Source organism: Candidatus Microthrix subdominans (assembly GCA_016719385.1).
Classification (GTDB): Bacteria; Actinomycetota; Acidimicrobiia; order Acidimicrobiales; family Microtrichaceae; genus Microthrix; species Microthrix subdominans.
In genome coordinates this window covers 19,567-36,944 of the sequence record JADJZA010000010.1, presented here as the reverse complement: position 1 = coordinate 36,944, position 17,378 = coordinate 19,567, and the positions used below count along the sequence as shown (strand labels likewise).

Below are 17,378 nucleotides of genomic sequence, written 5' to 3'. Positions count from 1 at the left end.
CCGGCGGGAACACCCGACCGCAGCGCCCTCAGCCGTCGGGGAGCACGACCAGATCGTCGCGGTGGATCGCCACCGGCGACACGTCGGCCGGCAGCTCGGCGCTGCGGCGGCCCACGACCGAATCGAGGATCTCCGCAGGGATCCGGCTGATGCCCTTGGCGAATGGAACGCCGCTGCGATCGACCACCTCGACCGCGTCGTCAGCGTCAAACCCGCCGCTGGTCGAGACCACGCCAGCAGGCAGCAGCGACGAACCGCCGGACAGCAGTGCTGCGCGTGCCCCGTCGTCCACCATGACGGTGCCGACGGCCCCGACGGCGAATGCGATCCACACCTTGCGCGCTGGCAGCCTGCCCCTGCGGGCCCGCACGGTGGTGCCCACACCGGCGACGCCGGCGACGGCGTCGGCCAGCACCCCCGGCCGCTCGGCGGCTGCGATCACGGTGCGCACACCCGACCAGGTGGCCATCTTGGCGGCGGCCAGCTTGGAGGTCATCCCCCCGGTGCCGCGGTTCGAGCCCGAGCCGCCCGCCAACGCCTCCATCTCCCGGTCGACCTGGGCGATGTCCTCGATCAGCGACGCCGACGAGTCCAACCGGGGGTCGGCGGTTAACAGCCCGGCCTGGTCGGTCAACAGCACGAGAACGTCGGCGGCCAGGGCCTGCGCGAGCAGCGCGGCGATCCGATCGTTGTCGCCGAAGCGCAGCTCGTCGTCGGCCAGGGCATCGTTCTCGTTGACGATGGGCAGTACACCCATCGTCAGCATCGCCTGCAGCGTCGCCCGGGCGTGCAGGTACTTGTCCCGGGCGCCAAAGTCGGCCGGGACGACCAGCAACTGGCCGACGACCGTGTCGTGGGCGTGGGCAAAGATCGAGGCGTAGCGCTCCATCAGGCGCACCTGGCCCACCGACGCCACCGCCTGCAGCGCCCTCGGGTCTCGGGGACGGGCCGCGCCACTCAGGCCAAGGGCCGGCAGCCCCGCAGCGACGGCACCGGAACTGACCAGCACCACCTCGTGGCCGGCACCCCGCACGGTGGCCACCTCGGCGGCCACCGCCTCGATCGCTTCGCTTCGCAGCTCACCGGCCTCGTCGGTCACCGACGAGGTGCCGATCTTGGCGATCACCCTCATGGCCGCACCCTCACGACAGCACCCTCACGCCAGGTCGTCCTCGCCGTATTCAAAGGACATGGTGCCGATGTGCACCAGGTCGCCCTCCTTGGCGCCCGCCCGGCCCAGCGCCCGGTTCACCCCCAGCTTCTTCAGGCGCCGCTGGGCCTCGGCCAGCGCCCCCGGGTTGGTCAGGTCCGACAGGGCGATCGCCCGTCGGGCCTCCCGGCCGATGACGCGCAGCGATCCGTCGAGCTCCCGCTCCACCCGGATGCCCTCGGGTTCGGGCCGGTGGACCACGTATGCGCTCGGATCCTCGCTGGTCTCCCGGGCCTCTTCGACCGCCCGCCGCATGGCCCCGATCAGCTCCCTCGTGCCCTCGCCGGTCACCCCCGACACCGGCAACCAGCCGTCGACGGCGGCCTCCGCTGCAGCGTCGGGTGCCAGGTCGGCCCGGGCGGCCACCCGGATCTTGGCCCGCTCCAGCAACTCGGGTCGATAATCCAACAGCTCGCCGAGCAGCACGCGCTCCTGTTCGTCGCGGTCGGCCTCGTACATGCGGGCCTCCGGCGGGGCGATGTCGGCCATGATCACCAGCACCCGCGCCCGTTCGATGTGACGAAGGAAGGCGTGGCCCAGGCCCCGACCGGTCGCTGCGCCTTCGATCAGGCCGGGAATGTCGGCGACGACCATTTCGAAGCCATCGTCGGTGCGCACAACGCCCAGGTTGGGGACCAACGTGGTGAACGGGTAGTTGGCGATCTCCGGCTTGGCCGCCGAGATCGCAGCGATCAGCGTGCTCTTCCCGACGTTGGGGAACCCGACCAGCGCCACGTCGGCCATCAGCTTCAGCTCGAGGACCAGGAACTGCTCCTCGGTGTGTTCCCCCTGCTCGGCAAAGTCGGGCGCCCGACGCTGGTTGGAGAGAAACCGTGCATTGCCGTGCCCGCCCCGCCCCCCCTCTCCGGCCAGCCAGCGATCGCCGTGGGCGACGAGGTCGGCGAGCACTTCGCCGTCCCGCGAGCGCACGATCGTGCCCTCGGGCACCGGAACGAACAGGTCTTCTCCGCCGGGGCCGTGTTTGCCCTTGCCGCCGCCGTGGCGGCCGCTGGTCGCCTTCCGGTGCGGGTGGTCGCGAAAGGCGAGCAGCGAGGCGACGTTGCGGTTGGCGACAAACCACACGTCACCGCCCCGCCCGCCGTCGCCACCGTCGGGCCCGCCCCTGGGGGTATGGGCCTCTCGCCGAAACGAGACCGCGCCGGCACCACCCTCGCCCGCCTTGACGAACACACCGGTCTCATCAACAAAATCGCTCACCGCACCAGCGTAGGAGCCGACCCGCTCCCGGCCCGCAACGGTCGAGCCCGGCGACGAAAGGTAGACGCGACGACGGAGGCGGCGGGTTGGATGTCACCGCGGCTCCATAGGATCGTCCTCCATGAGCACCTCTTCCACGACGGACTCCCAGCCGTCGATCGCCGACGGCGAACGCACCCGTCGCTGGGCGGCCACGATGGGTGGGCACCGCGTCGCCGCCGATCCCGCCGACACACCGGGCCACCACGCCGACGGCCTCGAAACGGACGCCGAGCAGGTGCGGTCCGCTCACGCGGGCGGCACGCTGCGCATCGCAGCGCCCGACGGCAACCCCTCCCCCACGAAGCGAGCCGACCGCGTCGCCCGCGAACGGGCCGAGCACGCCTGGATGACCGACGGCGCCACCAGGGCGCACGGCGCCGGCGACCGGCTCCGCCCCGAGGAACCCGACGCCGAGCGGACCTGTTTCGAACGCGACCGTGACCGCATCCTGCACTCCTCCGCCTTTCGTCGCCTGGCCGGCAAGACGCAGGTGTTCATCTTCCCCGACGACCACCAGCGCACCCGACTGACCCACGCCCTCGAGGTGGCCCAGGTGGCGGTGGCGATCGCCGGTGCTCTGCGGCTCAACGTGGCGCTCACCGAGGCGATCGCGCTCGGCCACGACTGTGGGCACGGCCCCGGGGGGCACGCCTCCGAGGATGCGCTCAGCCCGTATGTCAGCGAGGGCTACGACCACGCCGTCTGGGGCGCAAACGAGGTGCTTCTACCTCTCAACCTGTGCGCCGAGACGCTCGACGGGGTCCGCAACCACAGTTGGTCACGACCACGGCCGGCCACGCCCGAGGGCCTCGTCGTCAGCTGGGCCGATCGCATCGCCTATACCGCCCACGACTTCGAGGATGCGGTCTCGGCCGGCATCGTCGACCGCTCGGCCCTACCCCAACAGGTCGCGGCCTACGGCGGCGGGGTCCGCTCCGGACAGCTGCGGGCCTTCATCGCCGACGTCATCGAGGTGGGGCGCAGCTGCGGGGTGATCGCGATGACCGGCCAGGCCGCCGATGCCCTCGCTGCCTTCCGTCGCTTCAACTACGACAACATCTACCTGCGGCCGGCTTCGGTGGCGGCGGGCAACTCGGTGGTGAGCATCCTGTCCGCACTGGTCGAGTACTACGCCGACCGTCCGGGAATGCTGCCCGTCGATCTCTTCGGCAACGATGCCGCAGAGCGGGGTCAATCCGGCGCACGGCCGGCGGCCGGCTCGACCGAGGCGACGAGGGCGGCCGTGCGCTGGGTGGGGGGCATGACCGACCGCTACGCCTGTGGTCAGGCTCTTGCCAGGCTCGGCTGGGACCCGGCCAAGCTGCCCACCGGGATCGACACCCTTGGGCTTCGCTAAGCGTGACCGGTGGCGCAACCCCTACCTCACCGGATCATCTCAACCTCAACACCGAGCGTCGCGTACGTCGCTGCAGCGCTGTTGTCTCGGCTGAGGAGGCCCAGCCCATTGTCGAGGGCGGCCAGCGCAACCAAGCCCCTCGAACCTGCCGGCGGGACGTGTGAGCCTGCATGATCAGGGGGACGGCGACGCTCGTATCCACGGCGACTTTCACTCATCATCTCCGTCCCGCATCGATCAGGCCAAGCACCGTGTCATCATCGATGACTGTGTCCGACCCGGCGACCAACTGTCCGTCCACCGTCTGCAACCGAGCCGTCCTGCCTTGGGGAACGAGCTGAAGGCCAGGACCGTACAGGCTGATGTCGACCGTCGAGCCAGCTTCGAGCCCGAGCGCTTCTCGCAGTGGCTTCGGCACGACGAGGCGTCCAACAGCGTCAATGGTTGCTTCCATTCCCCATGACGCTACCAGTCAGTTCCCAATTTCACATGCCACATTTCGGGCCGGGCGGGCCGTGTTGATCACGACGAGGCCACCGGTCAGTCGGTCGGCGTGTCCTCAGGGCCCACCGCGTCGTCGGTGAGATCAACGCCGGGGATCTGCAGTTGTGGGTTCATGCCGGCGAAGGCGCCGCGAGCCCGCTCCGCGGCCATGGCGATCCAGTCGTCACCGGTGAACACCCAGAAGCGACGTTGCAGCACGGCCGACCACACGAGGTCGGCCACGTCGGTCGGTTCCATGCCCGACTCGATCAGCCGGCTGACCACGTCACCCATTCCGCTCGCCGCCGCGTCCCCCTCGCCTGCCTCGGCGAACGATGTCGGCCCGCCGTGCCGCGCCGGCCGGTTTCGGCCGGCCTCGTGGATGCGGGTGCGCACCCAACCGGGGCAGAGCACCGAGGCGCCAACCTCCGGGTGGGTAAACGACAGCTCGTGGTACAGCGCCTCGGACAGGGCCACCACGCCGTGCTTGGCCACCGAATAGGGCGACATGAACGGCGGCGAGGTCAGCCCCGCCATCGACGCGGTGTTGACGATGTGGCCGCCGCCCGATCCGACGATCAGCGGTACGAACGTGCGCACGCCGTAGACGACGCCCCACAGGTTGACCTCCATCACCCATTGCCAGTCGGCCAATGGCACCTCCCAGGAGAGTCCACCCGCCGACACCCCGGCGTTGTTGCACACCAGATGCACGCCACCGAATGCGTCCATCGTGGCCTCCCCGAGCGCCGCAACGTCGTCGGCCGACGCAACGTCGACCGCGATCGGTATCGCACGGGCGCCGCCGACCAGCACGCCATCCTCGGTGAGGTGGGTGGCCACGTCGGCGGCCGCGACCGCGTCGACGTCGGCGACGACCACCGACATGGCCGCCTCGGCGAAGCGTCGGCACAGCGCCGCCCCGATGCCCGACCCGCCGCCGGTGACCACGGCCACCTTCCCCGCCCAATCACTCGCTTCGGTCATCGCTCTCCCCCTCGGCCGGACTGTACCGAACCGACGGTGACCAGGCGGCGAGAAAGCGGCGATCGGAGTCGCATCAAAACGGACGTGACCCGAGAGGATCAACTCTCGGGCCACGCTCGAAACCAGAATCGCCGAAGGCGAAGAGGGTTCTAGTACTTGTAGTGGTCGGGCTTGTAGGGCCCGTCCTTGGGGATCTCCAGGTACTTGGACTGGTCGTCGGTCAGCGTCGTCAGGCGCACGCCGAGGGCGTCCAGGTGGTAGCGGGCGACGTCCTCGTCGAGCTGCTTGGGCAGACGGTGCACGCCCAGCGGGTAGTTCTCAATCGACTGGTGCAGCTCCATCTGGGCCAGCACCTGGTTGGAGAACGAGCAGCTCATCACGAAGCTGGGGTGGCCGGTGGCGTTGCCCAGGTTGAGCAGGCGCCCCTCGGACAACATGATGATCGAGTGCCCGTCGGGCCAGGTGAACTCGTCGACCTGCGGCTTGACGGTCACCCGCTGAATGTCGGAGCTGCGCAGCAGCCCGGACATGTCGATCTCGTTGTCGAAGTGGCCGATGTTGCCGACGATCGCCTGGTGCTTCATGGCGGCCATGTGATCGAGGGTGATCACGTTCTTGTTGCCGGTGGAGGAGATGAAGATGTCGGCGGTGCCGATCACGTCCTCGAGGCGGGCGACCTGGAAGCCCTCCATGGCGGCCTGCAGCGCGCAGATCGGGTCGATCTCGGTGATGATCACCCGGGCGCCCTGGCCCTTGAACGACTGGGCGCAGCCCTTGCCGACGTCGCCGTACCCGGCGACGACTGCGGTCTTGCCGCCGAGCATCACGTCGACGGCGCGGTTGATGCCGTCGATCAGGCTGTGACGGCAGCCGTACAGGTTGTCGAACTTGGACTTGGTGACCGAGTCGTTGACGTTGATCGCCGGGAACAGCAGCTCGCCGGACTCGAACATCTGGTACAGCCGGTGCACCCCGGTGGTGGTCTCCTCGGTGACGCCGTTGATGCCGGCACCGATCTTGGTCCAGCGGTTGGTGTCCTCGGCCAGCGACGCCTTGAGCGAGGCCAGGATGACCTTCCACTCGTCGGGGTCGTCCTCGTCGGCCTCGGGCACCTCACCAGCGGCCTCGTACTTGGTGCCGTTGTGCACGTACAGGGTGGCGTCGCCGCCGTCGTCGAGGATCATGTTGGGGCCACCGGTCTCGGTGCCGGGCCAACGCAGCGCCTGCTCGGTGCACCACCAGTACTCCTCGAGCGTCTCGCCCTTCCATGCGAACACCGGCACACCGTCGGGGGCGTCGGGGGTGCCGTTGGGGCCGACGGCGATCGCGGCGGCGGCGTGGTCCTGGGTGGAGAAGATGTTGCAGCTGGCCCAGCGCACCTCGGCGCCCAGGGCGGTCAGCGTCTCGATCAGCACTGCGGTCTGGATCGTCATGTGCAACGAGCCGGTGATCTGCGCGCCCTTCAGCGGCGCCTCGTCGGTGAACAGGGCGCGGATGGCCATCAGGCCGGGCATCTCGTGTTCGGCCAGCTCGATCTCCTTGCGGCCAAATCCGGCCAGCGAGAGATCGGCAACCTTGTAGTCGTCGGGGGTCAGCATGTAAGTCTCCTCATGATTGCGAATGGGTGCGCAACGACGTCGAATCGCTGCGGGGTTGGTCGGGCAGGCGGCGAACCACCTAGTTGGCCAGGTAGGCCTTCAGGTCGGCGATGGCAGGGATCGGGCCAGGATCGACGCCGGCTTCCACCGCCATCCACAGGCTGACCAGGTCGCCGAACGCTGCCAGATCGTAGAAGCGGGCCAGCGCCGAGTCACCTTTGGCCCGCACCTCGAAGATCTCAGCGACCACTTCGGCGGTGATCTGGGCGAGAAAATCGAAGCGGCGGGCGACGTTGGGGTGCTCACCGTCGTGGCGCAGGTACACCATCGAGTTGACCTGGCGGGTGACGTCGCCGTGTTGGCCCCAGGCGCAGATCTCGTTGTGGCACACCTCGGGGACGCTGCCCCAGTAGGCGGGTGCCTTGGCGTTCTCGTTGACCTGGGCCTTCCAACGGTAGGCGGCAAGTTCGCCGACCCGTCCGCCCCCGTAGATGATCGGCTGGGTGCGCTCGATCCGGCGTGCCAGGGTACGGGCGTCGTTGACGGTGCCCTGCGTGAAGCCGGCGTTGGCCTCCAGCCGTGTGGCGGCCGCCTCGATCGCCGAGTCGACCGCGCCGGCGGTGTGGTCCATCAGGCCCATACGGGTGGCGAGCACGATCGGCGCCAGGCCGACGGCGCCGATCGCCGCACGCGGCAACGGGATACCGTCGGGAAGGCCACAGACCGCGCCCCCAGCGGCAGACACCATCTCACCCAGCCGGCCTCCGGTGGTCACTGCGACCACCGGGGCGCCGGCGGCGATGGCGGCCTCGGTGGCAACGACGGTCTCCTCCGTCCCGCCCGAGAAGGACACCGCCATCACGAGGGTGTTAGGCCCCACGTACGCCGGCAGCTCGTAGTGACGGCTGACGTCGATGGGTACCCGTCCGTGGTCGGTGGCCACCAGCGACACGACATCGCCCGAGATACCCGATCCGCCCATGCCCACCATCAGCAACGAGGTGATCTTGGACGCGTCGGGAAGCCCGTCGACGGCCGACGCGATTTCGACCGCAGCGGCCATCTGGTCGGGCAATCCGAACGCCGCGTCGAACATGCCGACCGTGTCGAGCACCAAGGCGTCGGGCGAGCTCACTGACCGGAGGTTTCGGGGAAGGTGGGCGAGATGCCGTCAGCGTCGATCTTGGCCGTGATGCGTTCGGCCTCGGCGGCGTCGACGGTCTCGGCCTCCTCGATCAACATGATCGGGATGTCGTCGGTGATGTGGTAGCGGCGGGTGAGGCGCGGGTTGTACAACGCGTTCTCATCTTCCAGGTAGTACAGGGGGCCTTTGTCCTCGGGACAGGCCAGCACCTCCAAAAGCACGGGGGAGAGCGCCATGTGGTTGGCTCCTTTCAGGGTCGTCTCAGTGTGATGGAACGGTAGATCACGATTCCTTGCCTCGAATCAGCGTCAAAACCTCGGCGGAATGCTCGGCTACCGCCTCGTCGTCGGCCGCCTCCAGGTTGAGCCGCAACAGCGGTTCGGTGTTGGAGGACCGAAGGTTGAACCACCAATCACCCAAATCGACGGTGAGGCCGTCGAGATGATCGCGGTCGGCACCCATGTAGGCCTCCTCGACCCGGGCCATCGTTCCGATCGGGTCGGCGACCACCGAGTTGATTTCGCCGGATGCGGCGTAGCGCTCGAAGGGTTGGCGCAGCTCCGAGAGGGGTTGACCGCTGCGGGACATTTCGGCGAGAACGACCATGGCGGCAATCAGGCCGGAGTCGGCCCGGTAGTTGTCGGCAAAGTAATAGTGGGCCGAATGCTCGCCGCCGAAGAGGGCGTCGTGCTCGGCCATGACCGCCTTGATGTAGCTGTGTCCAACCCGGGTGCGAACGGCGACGCCGCCCCCCTCGGCGATCACCTCCGGCACCGCCTTCGAGACGATCAGATTGTGAATGATCGTCGCACCGGGGTGTTCGCGCAGCATGGCGGCGGCGATGATCGCCGTCGTTGTCGAACCCGACAGACCCTGGCCCTGCTCGTCGACCAGAAACACGCGGTCGGCATCGCCGTCGAAGGCCAGGCCCACATCAGCACCCACCTCGAGCACCCGGGCCCGGAGGTCGGCCTGATTCTCGGGCTGCAGCGGGTCGGCGGGGTGGTTGGGGAAGCTGCCGTCGAGCTCGCCGTACATCACCTCCAGCTTCGGGTTGAGGCCCTCGAACGCTGCGGGCACGACCAGGCCACCCATGCCGTTGGCAACGTCGGCGACCACCGAGAGGGGGCTGAGGCGGTCGACGTCGACGAAGCTGCGCACGTGGTCAACAAACTGCTCGAGCACGTCGGCGGTCGTCACCAAACCGGGCTCGCCCATGGGCTCGAGGTCGGCGCGAGCGTCGTCGCGAACCCGATCGAGGCCGCTGTCGAGCCCCAGGGGACGCGCCCCGGAGCGACAGAACTTGATGCCGTTGTATCCCGCAGGATTGTGCGACGCCGTGAACATGGCCGCCGGTGCGTCCATCGACCCGCTGGCGAAGTACACCTCGTCGGTGGAACACAGGCCGAGGTCGACGACATCGAGGCCTTGGCTGGTCACCCCGCGAGCGAACGCTGCGACGAAGCCGGGTCCGCTCGGGCGCATGTCGCGCCCGACGAGGACCCGAGACGGGGCCACCTCGCCCTCGGTCCCGCCGATGAGAAACCGGGCGTACGAAGCGCCGATCCGCTCGACCAGCGGCTCATCGAGCTGGTCGGGAACCAGGCCTCGCACGTCGTAGGCCTTAAAGATGCCGTCCAAGTCTGCCACGGGCGGCAACACTAGTGCTGAGCCGGGGTGACGACCCACGTGGCGGGCCGTCGCGATCAGCGGTCGTCCCCCTGCCCGGGGTCGTCGGCGACGTCTGCCGGTGCCTGCGCCTCGACAATCCAATCGGGCGATGGCTCCAACGTGGCGTCGGGGTCACGGCGGCCCGAGGGCCCGGCGGACTCCGGTGTCGCGTCGGGCCCCGGCATTTTGCGGCGGCTCGATGACCCCTTCCTCGTCCACGGCCAGGCGCGTGCGTAGTACCGCCTGGCGGTCGGCGCCCCGGGATCGCTCGTCTCGGCGTCATAGGCGAACTGCCAGGCCCGCCGAAAGCGGGGAAGCTTCAGCGCGAGCAGCGAGACGACGATCACCAGGCCGAGCAGCGACAGCGCCGCGCCCAGCACCTCCACCCAACTGCGCCCGTAGGTCAAGGTGACGTCGTTCTCGGTGGGCACGACGACCATCAGGTTGGGTGCGACGCGATAGGGGCCCTCGGCCCCCTCGGCCCGCCAGTTGGGAAAGTAGCTCATCTTGACCAGGACCGGCTTGCCCACCTCGTCGACGGTGAACGACATCGACTGCTGCTCGACGACGATGTCGCTCACCTCGGCCGGGGTCACCGGTTCGCTCGGCTCGACCCCGTCGCAGACTCGCCCGTAGGGCTCGTCCACGCTCACCTCACCAGGCCGCTTCCCGCAGGACACCCGTGTCCACTCCTTCGGCCCGTCGGCGGCAAGGAACGTGGACCAGGCGCCGGAATCGTTGTACCAAGCGACGGTCGGGTCCAGCCAGGCGTCGTGGTTGGAGGCGACGTCGTCCATCACGACCGGCTGGTGGTCGAGGCCGCTCACCAGCTCGGAGTTGGCCACCTCGAAGATGACCCACGGCTGTTGTTCAACCTCGGTGTCGTCGGCGAGCCCCTGCGAGGGAACCTCCGCCACCTCGGTGAGCATCGCGTCGGGCCCCTCGGTGAGCGCCCGGGCCTGGTCGGTGGCCGCCTTGCTGCGGCTGAGGTAGTACTTCACGCCGTACAGCTGGAGGCGCTTGACGCCCTCCTCGACGTTGAGGCCCTGATAGGGCATGTTGCGCATCGCGCGGGACGGATTGGCGGAGAGGAGCGCCTGGTTGAGGAAGTGGAACGGCGTGGTCATCGACGCCTCGAAGTACAGGCCCTCCATCGAGCCGATACAGCCGTCGGTGAAGTAGGGCAACATCATCGGAGCCATGGGCGTGCCGTAATCACCGAGCTCCTCGTAGTACTCCCACATCGCCCGACCGCAACCCCGCTCCTCGCCGATGCGGCGCATCGTCGTTATCAGGTTGGAGAACTCCGGGTACCGGTCCTTGGCCTCGAGGCCAGCGAAGTTCCAGGTTGCCCAGCTGCTGGCCACGTTGGATTGGGTGGACAGGAAGGGGCCGAACTGACGGCCGTCGAGCTGGGTCACCGAGGTCTGGCTGACGACGACGGTCGAGGCGTTCACGACGGTGGACTTGGCGGTGGGTGGCAGCCCCAACGGGAGCGCGACCGCCAGGAACACCGTGATCACCGATGCTCCGGCGAGCACCCCGGTTGCGGCAGTCCGCCAGTGCGGTTGCGACGCAACGAAGGACGCCAGGGCGCCGATCAGCAAGGTGACGCCCACGGCCGCGAGCAGGTCGAGCGACAGGATGTAGAACGGCAGGACCCGGGCGTTCCAGAACCGTCCCTGCGGCAAAACCAGGAACATGCAGGCGCCGAGGACGGTCCAGACGAGGAAGGTGAGGCCGGCCCGGTTGGCTTTGACGATGCTGAGCACCGCGCCTATGACCGCCAGACCAATGATGATCTGGTGGTAGGGCATCGTGTTGGGAAGCAGGTACTGCCAGAAAGTGGCCGGCTTGTCATCGACAGGCGGGCCGAGCCTCTCCCAGCCCATATCGTTGAGGTAGGCGCGCCGCAGGAAGAACGGCACGATCCAGAACGACGCCAGCAACGTGCCGGACACCCCGACGGTGGCCACCCAGGCGAGCTGACGCCACCCGAAGCGCAGCACCCACAGTGCGAGGGCGCCGGCGATGGCGTAGGACGTCGGAATGACGTGACAGGTGGCGACCAGGCCGAACAGAACGACCGCCAACGACGCATGGCGGCCGGTCTCCAGGCCGCGGGCGACGACGCCGAGGAAGACCAGCGCCAAGGCGAGCGCGATCGAGAACGAAAATTCCCCCGCCATCGTCGACGCCGCGTTGCCGCCGTAGATCGTGAAATGCGAGTCCCAGACGAAGACCAGCGCGGCCATCACCATCATCATCGGGCCGGGAAAGCGCAGCCGCAGCGAGGTGCCCAGAAAGTACGCAGCCCAGGGCATCGCCAGCAGCCCCGACACCGTCACCAGCTTGAACGCGACGTTGGGGTCGAGGTCGATGCACAGCGGGATGATCACCACCGCTGCGACGACCATCGCCGCCCGTGCCAGCCGATGGGTAAAAAGCGACCAGCCGTAGACGAGGGCGCCGACGCTGAGGGCCAGCAGCGGGATGCCCACCAACGGGGGAAGGCCAACGTCGAGTGCGACGATCGCCAGCGCCGGCACGACCATGTAGAAGGTGTAGACGGGGAACCCGGCGTACCAGTCCTGGCTCCAGCCCGACAGCCGGAACGACGCCAACAGGGTGTCCTTCAAGTAGGCGGGGCCCCACACGTGGGCGCCCATGTCCCCACCGGTCGGGGTGGCGCGACCACAGCCCGCCGGCCCGGTTGAGGGACACGAAGATGAAGACGGTCGCCGCCGTCAGCACCGCGTAGTTGGCCGCCTGCGCCGGCGAAAAGCCCCCGGGCCAGCGGCGACCGATCGACGGCTTGGCGGAACGACCGGCGCTCGGGCCGGCGCCACCCGAGCGCCCATCGGCCAGGGGTGTCGGTTCGGACAGACCGGCGTGGTCGGTGAGGTGCCCGGGCGCGGGGGAATCAGCCAGGTCGGTCATCGCCCCATGGTGCCATGACGGCACACCAACTCCTCATCGACGGGCGGGCGAACTATCCGGCCAACAGCGGAGTTGAGACGCCCCACAGCACCAGCAGGCTGCACAGGTTGAACACCCCGTGGGTAACGATGGATGCGCCCAGCCGATCAAATCGCCAGGTGAGGGTGCCGAGCACCACCCCGACCAGCACCAGACCGGGCACCTGGATCAGGTCGGCACCGGAGTTGATGTGGCTGAGGGCGAAAAACACCGCCACCGCCCCGATGCCGATCGCCGCACCCAACGCGCTGCGCCGGTTGACACACGGTGCGGCCGTGCCGCCCGCCAGTTCGACCGCAGTGCGCTGGGCGACGCCGCGGTAGTAAAGCTCCTCGACCAACGGCGCGCCCACCGACACCATCACGACCAGCGTCACCTTGCCGAGTACGCCGGGCGACGCCTCGACCAGCTTGCGGGCCGACTCGGACGGGTCTCCCGAGACACCGACGCTGTCGAGCGCCCGGTACAGCAGGTTCACGCCCCAGTGCAGGCCAAAGCCGGCGACCAGACCGACCAGGGCGTCGGGGGGCTTGAAACCCCAGCGCACGAAGGGCCCGAACCGCTCTCCCTCCCGTCGGGAGATCCAGTACAACCCCCCGACCGTCGCCGCCCAGAACGGCACCTGGGTGATCACCAGGCGTGCCGGGTCGAGCTGTGCGCCCTCGCCGAGGAAGGGCGCTGCGATCACTCCAGCGATCAGCCGCGACCCCAGCCACAGGGCTGCGAGCCAGACCAGACGCGTCAGCACGGGGTCGGGGGTGGGCTTGGCGGCCTCCCGGCGCGAACGTTGGTTCATCGGTTGAGCTAACCGACGGCGAGCTGGGAAACCACGGCATCGCTTCTGCGGCGGTCGACCACGCGCCATCCCTTGGGCACGGTCACGGCGTCGGCGTGCAGCTCGCACAGGTCGTGCACCATCGGATGGGAATCCACCGTGAGGTCGTCCAACCACACCGACCCGGACTCATAGGCATACGACAGGGTGGCCGCTGCCACCTTTGAGCAGTAGGGGCGGGCACATATTCTGCTCCCGGTGCGACTCATGTTCACACCGTACCGGCCGGGGACGAGCAGCTCATGGACCCTCTCGTGACCACGATTACCTGGGATCCCCCACAGTGTGCCGGGGCGTGCGTCGCCGATGGTGGTGGCACCCCGTAGACTGCCTGCGATGCCAGAGCAGACCCGACCTCCGCAGCCCTCAGGCCAGGGCCCCCAACGTCAGGGCTCCGGTGGCTCGTCCCCGAGTGGCTTCCTCGGCGGCAAGCTTCCGAGCTGGTCGATGTTCGTCCTGCTCGCGATCGTCATCGGCTCGGTGTTGTACTTCTCGAGCGCCGAGGCACCCTCCGATGAGCTGCGGTACGACCAGCTGGTCGCCCAGGTCAAGCAGGACAAAGTGAAGTCCATCACCTGGGACAACACCACCGGCAAGATCGAGGGCACCTTCAAGGGCGACGGTGACAAGACCTTCACGTCGACCGGCCCGGCCGAGAACCCGCAGGACCTCGAGGTCCTCCTGAGGGACAACAACGTTGAGTACACCTTCGAGACTCCCCAGCAGAGCGGCCTGTTGTCGCTGCTCTCGATCATCTTGCCCTTCGCCCTGATCCTCGGTTTCTTCGCCTGGATGCAGCGCCGTGCGTCGGGCCAGATGTCGGGCGTCATGTCGATCGGTCGCTCCAAGGCCAAGACCTACTCGTCCGAGCGTCCGGGCACGACCTTCGCCGATGTCGCCGGATACGACGGCGTCAAGATGGAGATCCGGGAGGTCGTCGACTTCCTCAAGGAGCCGGACCGCTTCGCAGCGATCGGTGCCCGCGTGCCCAAGGGCGTGCTGCTGGTCGGCCCGCCGGGCACCGGTAAAACCCTGATTGCCCGGGCGGTCGCCGGCGAGGCCGGGGTGCCGTTCATGTCGGTCACCGGTTCGGACTTCATGGAGATGTTCGTCGGCGTCGGCGCCAGCCGGGTGCGCGATCTGTTCGAATCGGCCCGCAAGGCCGGACGGGCGATCATCTTCGTCGACGAAATCGACTCGATCGGCCGCAAGCGTGGGGCCGGCATGGGCGGCGGGCACGACGAGCGGGAGCAAACGCTCAACCAAATGCTCAGCGAGATGGACGGCTTCGAGGCCACCGAGGGCATCGTCATGATGGCGGCGACCAACCGCCCCGACATCCTCGATCCCGCCCTGCTGCGTCCCGGCCGCTTCGACCGCCAGGTCGTCGTGCCGTTGCCCGAGCTCGAGGATCGACGCCGCATCCTCGAGGTGCACGTCAAGGCCAAGAAGATGTCGCCGGACGTCGACCTCAACCTGGTCGCCCGCGGCACTCCTGGCATGTCCGGCGCCGATCTGGCCAACCTGGTCAACGAGGCCGCCCTCTTCGCCGTGCGCGAAGGCGCCTCCGAGATCCATGCCCACCACTTCGAGGACGCCCGTGACCGGGTGATGATGGGCCAGCGGCGCGAGTCGATGGTGCTCAGCGACACCGAAAAGGAAGCGATCGCCTACCACGAGGCCGGCCACGCGGTGTGCGCTGCGGTGCTCCCCGAAATGGATCCGCTGCACAAGGTGACGATCATCCCGGCCGGCATGGCGTTGGGCGTCACGATGACGCTGCCCGACGAGGAGCGCCACATCCACCGCCAGAACTTCATCGAGGACCGCCTGGTGATGATGCTCGGCGGTCGCACCGCCGAGGAGATCACGTTCGAGATGGTGTCGACCGGCGCCGCCGACGACCTGGTCAAGGCCACCCAGCTCGCCCATTCGATGGTGAAGGAATGGGGCATGTCCGAGCGGGTTGGGCCGATGGCATGGGGATCCCAGGGCGCCGTGTTCCTCGGCGACGACCTGATGAGCACCAAGGAGTACTCCGACGAGATGGCCCGGGTCATCGACGAGGAGACCGAGAAGATCCTGCGTCGAGCCCAGAGCCGATGCCGCGAGCTGCTGCGCACCGAGCGCAACGGCCTGGATCTGGTGGCCCGCCAGCTGCTCGAGCACGAAACGATCGACGGTGCCGAGGTGCTGCGCCTGGTGAAGGTTGGACGCACCGGCGAACCGGGCCACCCGCCCGACCCTGGTTCGGCCCCGCCAGCCGATTACCTCGGCAGCTTCACCGCCAGCGAGCCCGCAAGCGACTCGGTCGTTGGCTCGGGCGATGACCGATCCGACACCCCGTCCCACGACACCGCCGAGGTGCACTGAGGGCTTCGCCGGCAAGGCCAACCTGTCGGCGTACACCACGGGGGCTGTGATGGCGTTCTTCGCGCTTCACGGCGTTCCGCGGCATTCCGGACAACACGGCGCTAGGGTCGCCTCGTCCGGTCAAGAACACTGAGAGAGGCTATGACCATGCGTGTACGAACCCGCTCACCGCTTGTCGGCGCACTGATCGGCGGGTTGGTGGCATTCTCGCTGGTGGCCGCCGGCTGCGGAAACGACACCGACGAAGCGGCCGGTGACGACGTGGTGCAGGAGAGCGACTTCGTGTTCGAATCCGTGACGGCGCCCGGCCAGGGCGCCTTCACCGCTCCCGTCGACGTCGCACCGGACACCGGTCCGGTCTTCCAGGGCTTTGCCGGCGCCCGGCAAGGCGGCGGCTGCGACAAGGAAATGCTGAAGGACGAACTCGATCAGCGCCCGGAGGCCAAGGCCGCCTATGCCGAGGTGTTGGGCATGAGTCAGGACGATGTCGATGGTTACATCGACACCCTGGAGCCGCAGGTGCTGGGCGAGGACACGAAGTTCACCAACCACGGGTTGAACGATCAGGGCAAGCCGTTCCCGGTCGCGTCAAACCTCGAGGCCGGAACAGCGGTGCTCGTCGACAAGGACGACTCGGGCAAGTCGGGCGGCCCACGACCGGTGACCCGCTGCCGGTGTGGCAACCCGCTGCTCCCAGCACCCGAGATCGGCGCCAAGCGGCCCGAGTGGGTCACCACCACCACCGGCGATCCGACGACGTCCTCATCCTCGACCAGCAGTTCCTCGACCAGCAGTTCAACCACCACCAGTTCCTCGTCGACCTCCACGTCGACCTCCACGTCATCGACGACGTCATCGATCCCCGAGGATGAGACCACGACATCTGGTGACACGGACGGCGGCGGTGACAGCGGTGACGGCACGGGGACGGATGGCCCCGCCACCGACACCGGCGGCGTCGTCGTCGACGGCGCGTCCGACCAGGGAACAGCGCCCAACGGGGACAGCCCCGCCACGGACGACCAGGTCACGATCGCAAACGGCTAGCCCTCCGGGCCTTCGATCGCTGCCCGGGCCGCCGCGACCGCGTCCCACAACTGGATCGTCTGCACCGGTCCGAGGAAGCTGTCGACCACCGTGCCGTGCGCATCGGCGATGATCGTGGTCGGCACCCCATCGATGCGGTACTTGGCATGGGTCTCGGCCTGATCTTGCACGGGGACCGCCGCCACGGCGACCTCGGGCGAGTCCAATGGGGCGGCCCGCTCGACGACACCGGCGCAGCTGTCACAGGTCTCCGAGGTGAACACCGCCACCAGCCACGGCCGCTCGGGGTGCTCGAAGTCGTTGCGCGCCACCCGCCCAGGCACGGTGAACCCGCTCGGGGTCGGGGCGGCATCACCACCGACGCGGCGGGACGCGATCGCCACCCCGATCGTCACCGCCACGATGACGGCGACGATCACCAGCTGAACGATCAC

The 17,378-nt window shown here is 68.5% G+C and carries 14 protein-coding genes and 1 pseudogene; 3 read left to right on the top strand and 12 right to left on the bottom strand.

Annotated elements, in window-relative coordinates; all coding sequences use genetic code 11:
- Positions 1–28: 28 nt before the first annotated feature.
- Both proB and obgE read right to left on the bottom strand, forming a co-directional pair.
- The gene (proB, locus tag IPN02_17660) at positions 29–1,132 is read right to left on the bottom strand and encodes a glutamate 5-kinase (protein MBK9298612.1); all 1,104 of its coding nucleotides are present in this window, start codon (positions 1,130–1,132) and stop codon (positions 29–31) included.
- 24 nt (positions 1,133–1,156) lie between these two features.
- Positions 1,157–2,428, bottom strand: a complete 1,272-nt coding sequence (gene obgE / locus IPN02_17655) for a GTPase ObgE (GenBank protein MBK9298611.1) — start codon at positions 2,426–2,428, stop codon at positions 1,157–1,159.
- A gap of 121 nt (positions 2,429–2,549) precedes the next feature.
- Between obgE and IPN02_17650 the strand changes: the two genes are divergently transcribed.
- Complete coding sequence (locus IPN02_17650) at positions 2,550–3,827, top strand: HD domain-containing protein (protein MBK9298610.1); 1,278 nt, start codon at positions 2,550–2,552, stop codon at positions 3,825–3,827.
- A 217-nt stretch (positions 3,828–4,044) separates the two neighbouring features.
- Here IPN02_17650 and IPN02_17645 read toward each other — a convergent pair whose 3' ends face one another.
- The 9 genes from IPN02_17645 to IPN02_17605 form a co-directional block, all read right to left on the bottom strand.
- A complete protein-coding gene (locus IPN02_17645) occupies positions 4,045–4,281 on the bottom strand; it encodes an AbrB/MazE/SpoVT family DNA-binding domain-containing protein (GenBank protein MBK9298609.1) in 237 nt (78 codons plus the stop codon).
- An 86-nt stretch (positions 4,282–4,367) separates the two neighbouring features.
- Entirely contained in the window at positions 4,368–5,297 is a 930-nt protein-coding gene (locus IPN02_17640; protein ID MBK9298608.1) for an SDR family NAD(P)-dependent oxidoreductase, read from the bottom strand.
- Between the two features lie 149 nt (positions 5,298–5,446).
- The gene (locus IPN02_17635) at positions 5,447–6,895 is read right to left on the bottom strand and encodes an adenosylhomocysteinase (protein ID MBK9298607.1); all 1,449 of its coding nucleotides are present in this window, start codon (positions 6,893–6,895) and stop codon (positions 5,447–5,449) included.
- Between the two features lie 79 nt (positions 6,896–6,974).
- Entirely contained in the window at positions 6,975–8,030 is a 1,056-nt protein-coding gene (locus IPN02_17630) for an SIS domain-containing protein (protein MBK9298606.1), read from the bottom strand.
- A complete protein-coding gene (locus tag IPN02_17625) occupies positions 8,027–8,275 on the bottom strand; it encodes a Trm112 family protein (GenBank protein MBK9298605.1) in 249 nt (82 codons plus the stop codon). Before IPN02_17625 ends, IPN02_17630 begins: the two co-directional genes overlap by 4 nt.
- 46 nt (positions 8,276–8,321) lie before the next feature.
- Complete coding sequence (locus IPN02_17620; protein MBK9298604.1) at positions 8,322–9,689, bottom strand: phosphomannomutase/phosphoglucomutase; 1,368 nt, start codon at positions 9,687–9,689, stop codon at positions 8,322–8,324.
- Positions 9,690–9,745: 56 nt separating this feature from the next.
- Positions 9,746–12,379 carry a hypothetical protein gene (locus IPN02_17615; protein MBK9298603.1) on the bottom strand — a complete coding sequence of 878 codons (2,634 nt, stop codon included), beginning with the start codon at positions 12,377–12,379 and terminating at the stop codon, positions 9,746–9,748.
- Between the two features lie 323 nt (positions 12,380–12,702).
- Positions 12,703–13,485, bottom strand: coding sequence for a CPBP family intramembrane metalloprotease (locus IPN02_17610; protein ID MBK9298602.1), 783 nt, complete (start codon positions 13,483–13,485; stop codon positions 12,703–12,705).
- A gap of 8 nt (positions 13,486–13,493) precedes the next feature.
- Entirely contained in the window at positions 13,494–13,733 is a 240-nt protein-coding gene (locus IPN02_17605; GenBank protein ID MBK9298601.1) for a DUF3499 family protein, read from the bottom strand.
- Between the two features lie 127 nt (positions 13,734–13,860).
- Between IPN02_17605 and ftsH the strand changes: the two are divergent.
- Together ftsH and IPN02_17595 are read left to right on the top strand one after the other, a co-directional pair.
- A pseudogene (ftsH, locus tag IPN02_17600) lies at positions 13,861–15,789 on the top strand (ATP-dependent zinc metalloprotease FtsH).
- Positions 15,790–16,044: 255 nt separating this feature from the next.
- Complete coding sequence (locus tag IPN02_17595) at positions 16,045–16,944, top strand: hypothetical protein (protein MBK9298600.1); 900 nt, start codon at positions 16,045–16,047, stop codon at positions 16,942–16,944.
- Here the strand turns inward: IPN02_17595 and IPN02_17590 are convergent.
- Positions 16,941–17,378 (bottom strand): hypothetical protein, encoded by a 438-nt coding sequence (locus IPN02_17590; protein ID MBK9298599.1) that lies wholly within the window; start codon positions 17,376–17,378, stop codon positions 16,941–16,943. The genes IPN02_17595 and IPN02_17590 overlap by 4 nt on opposite strands.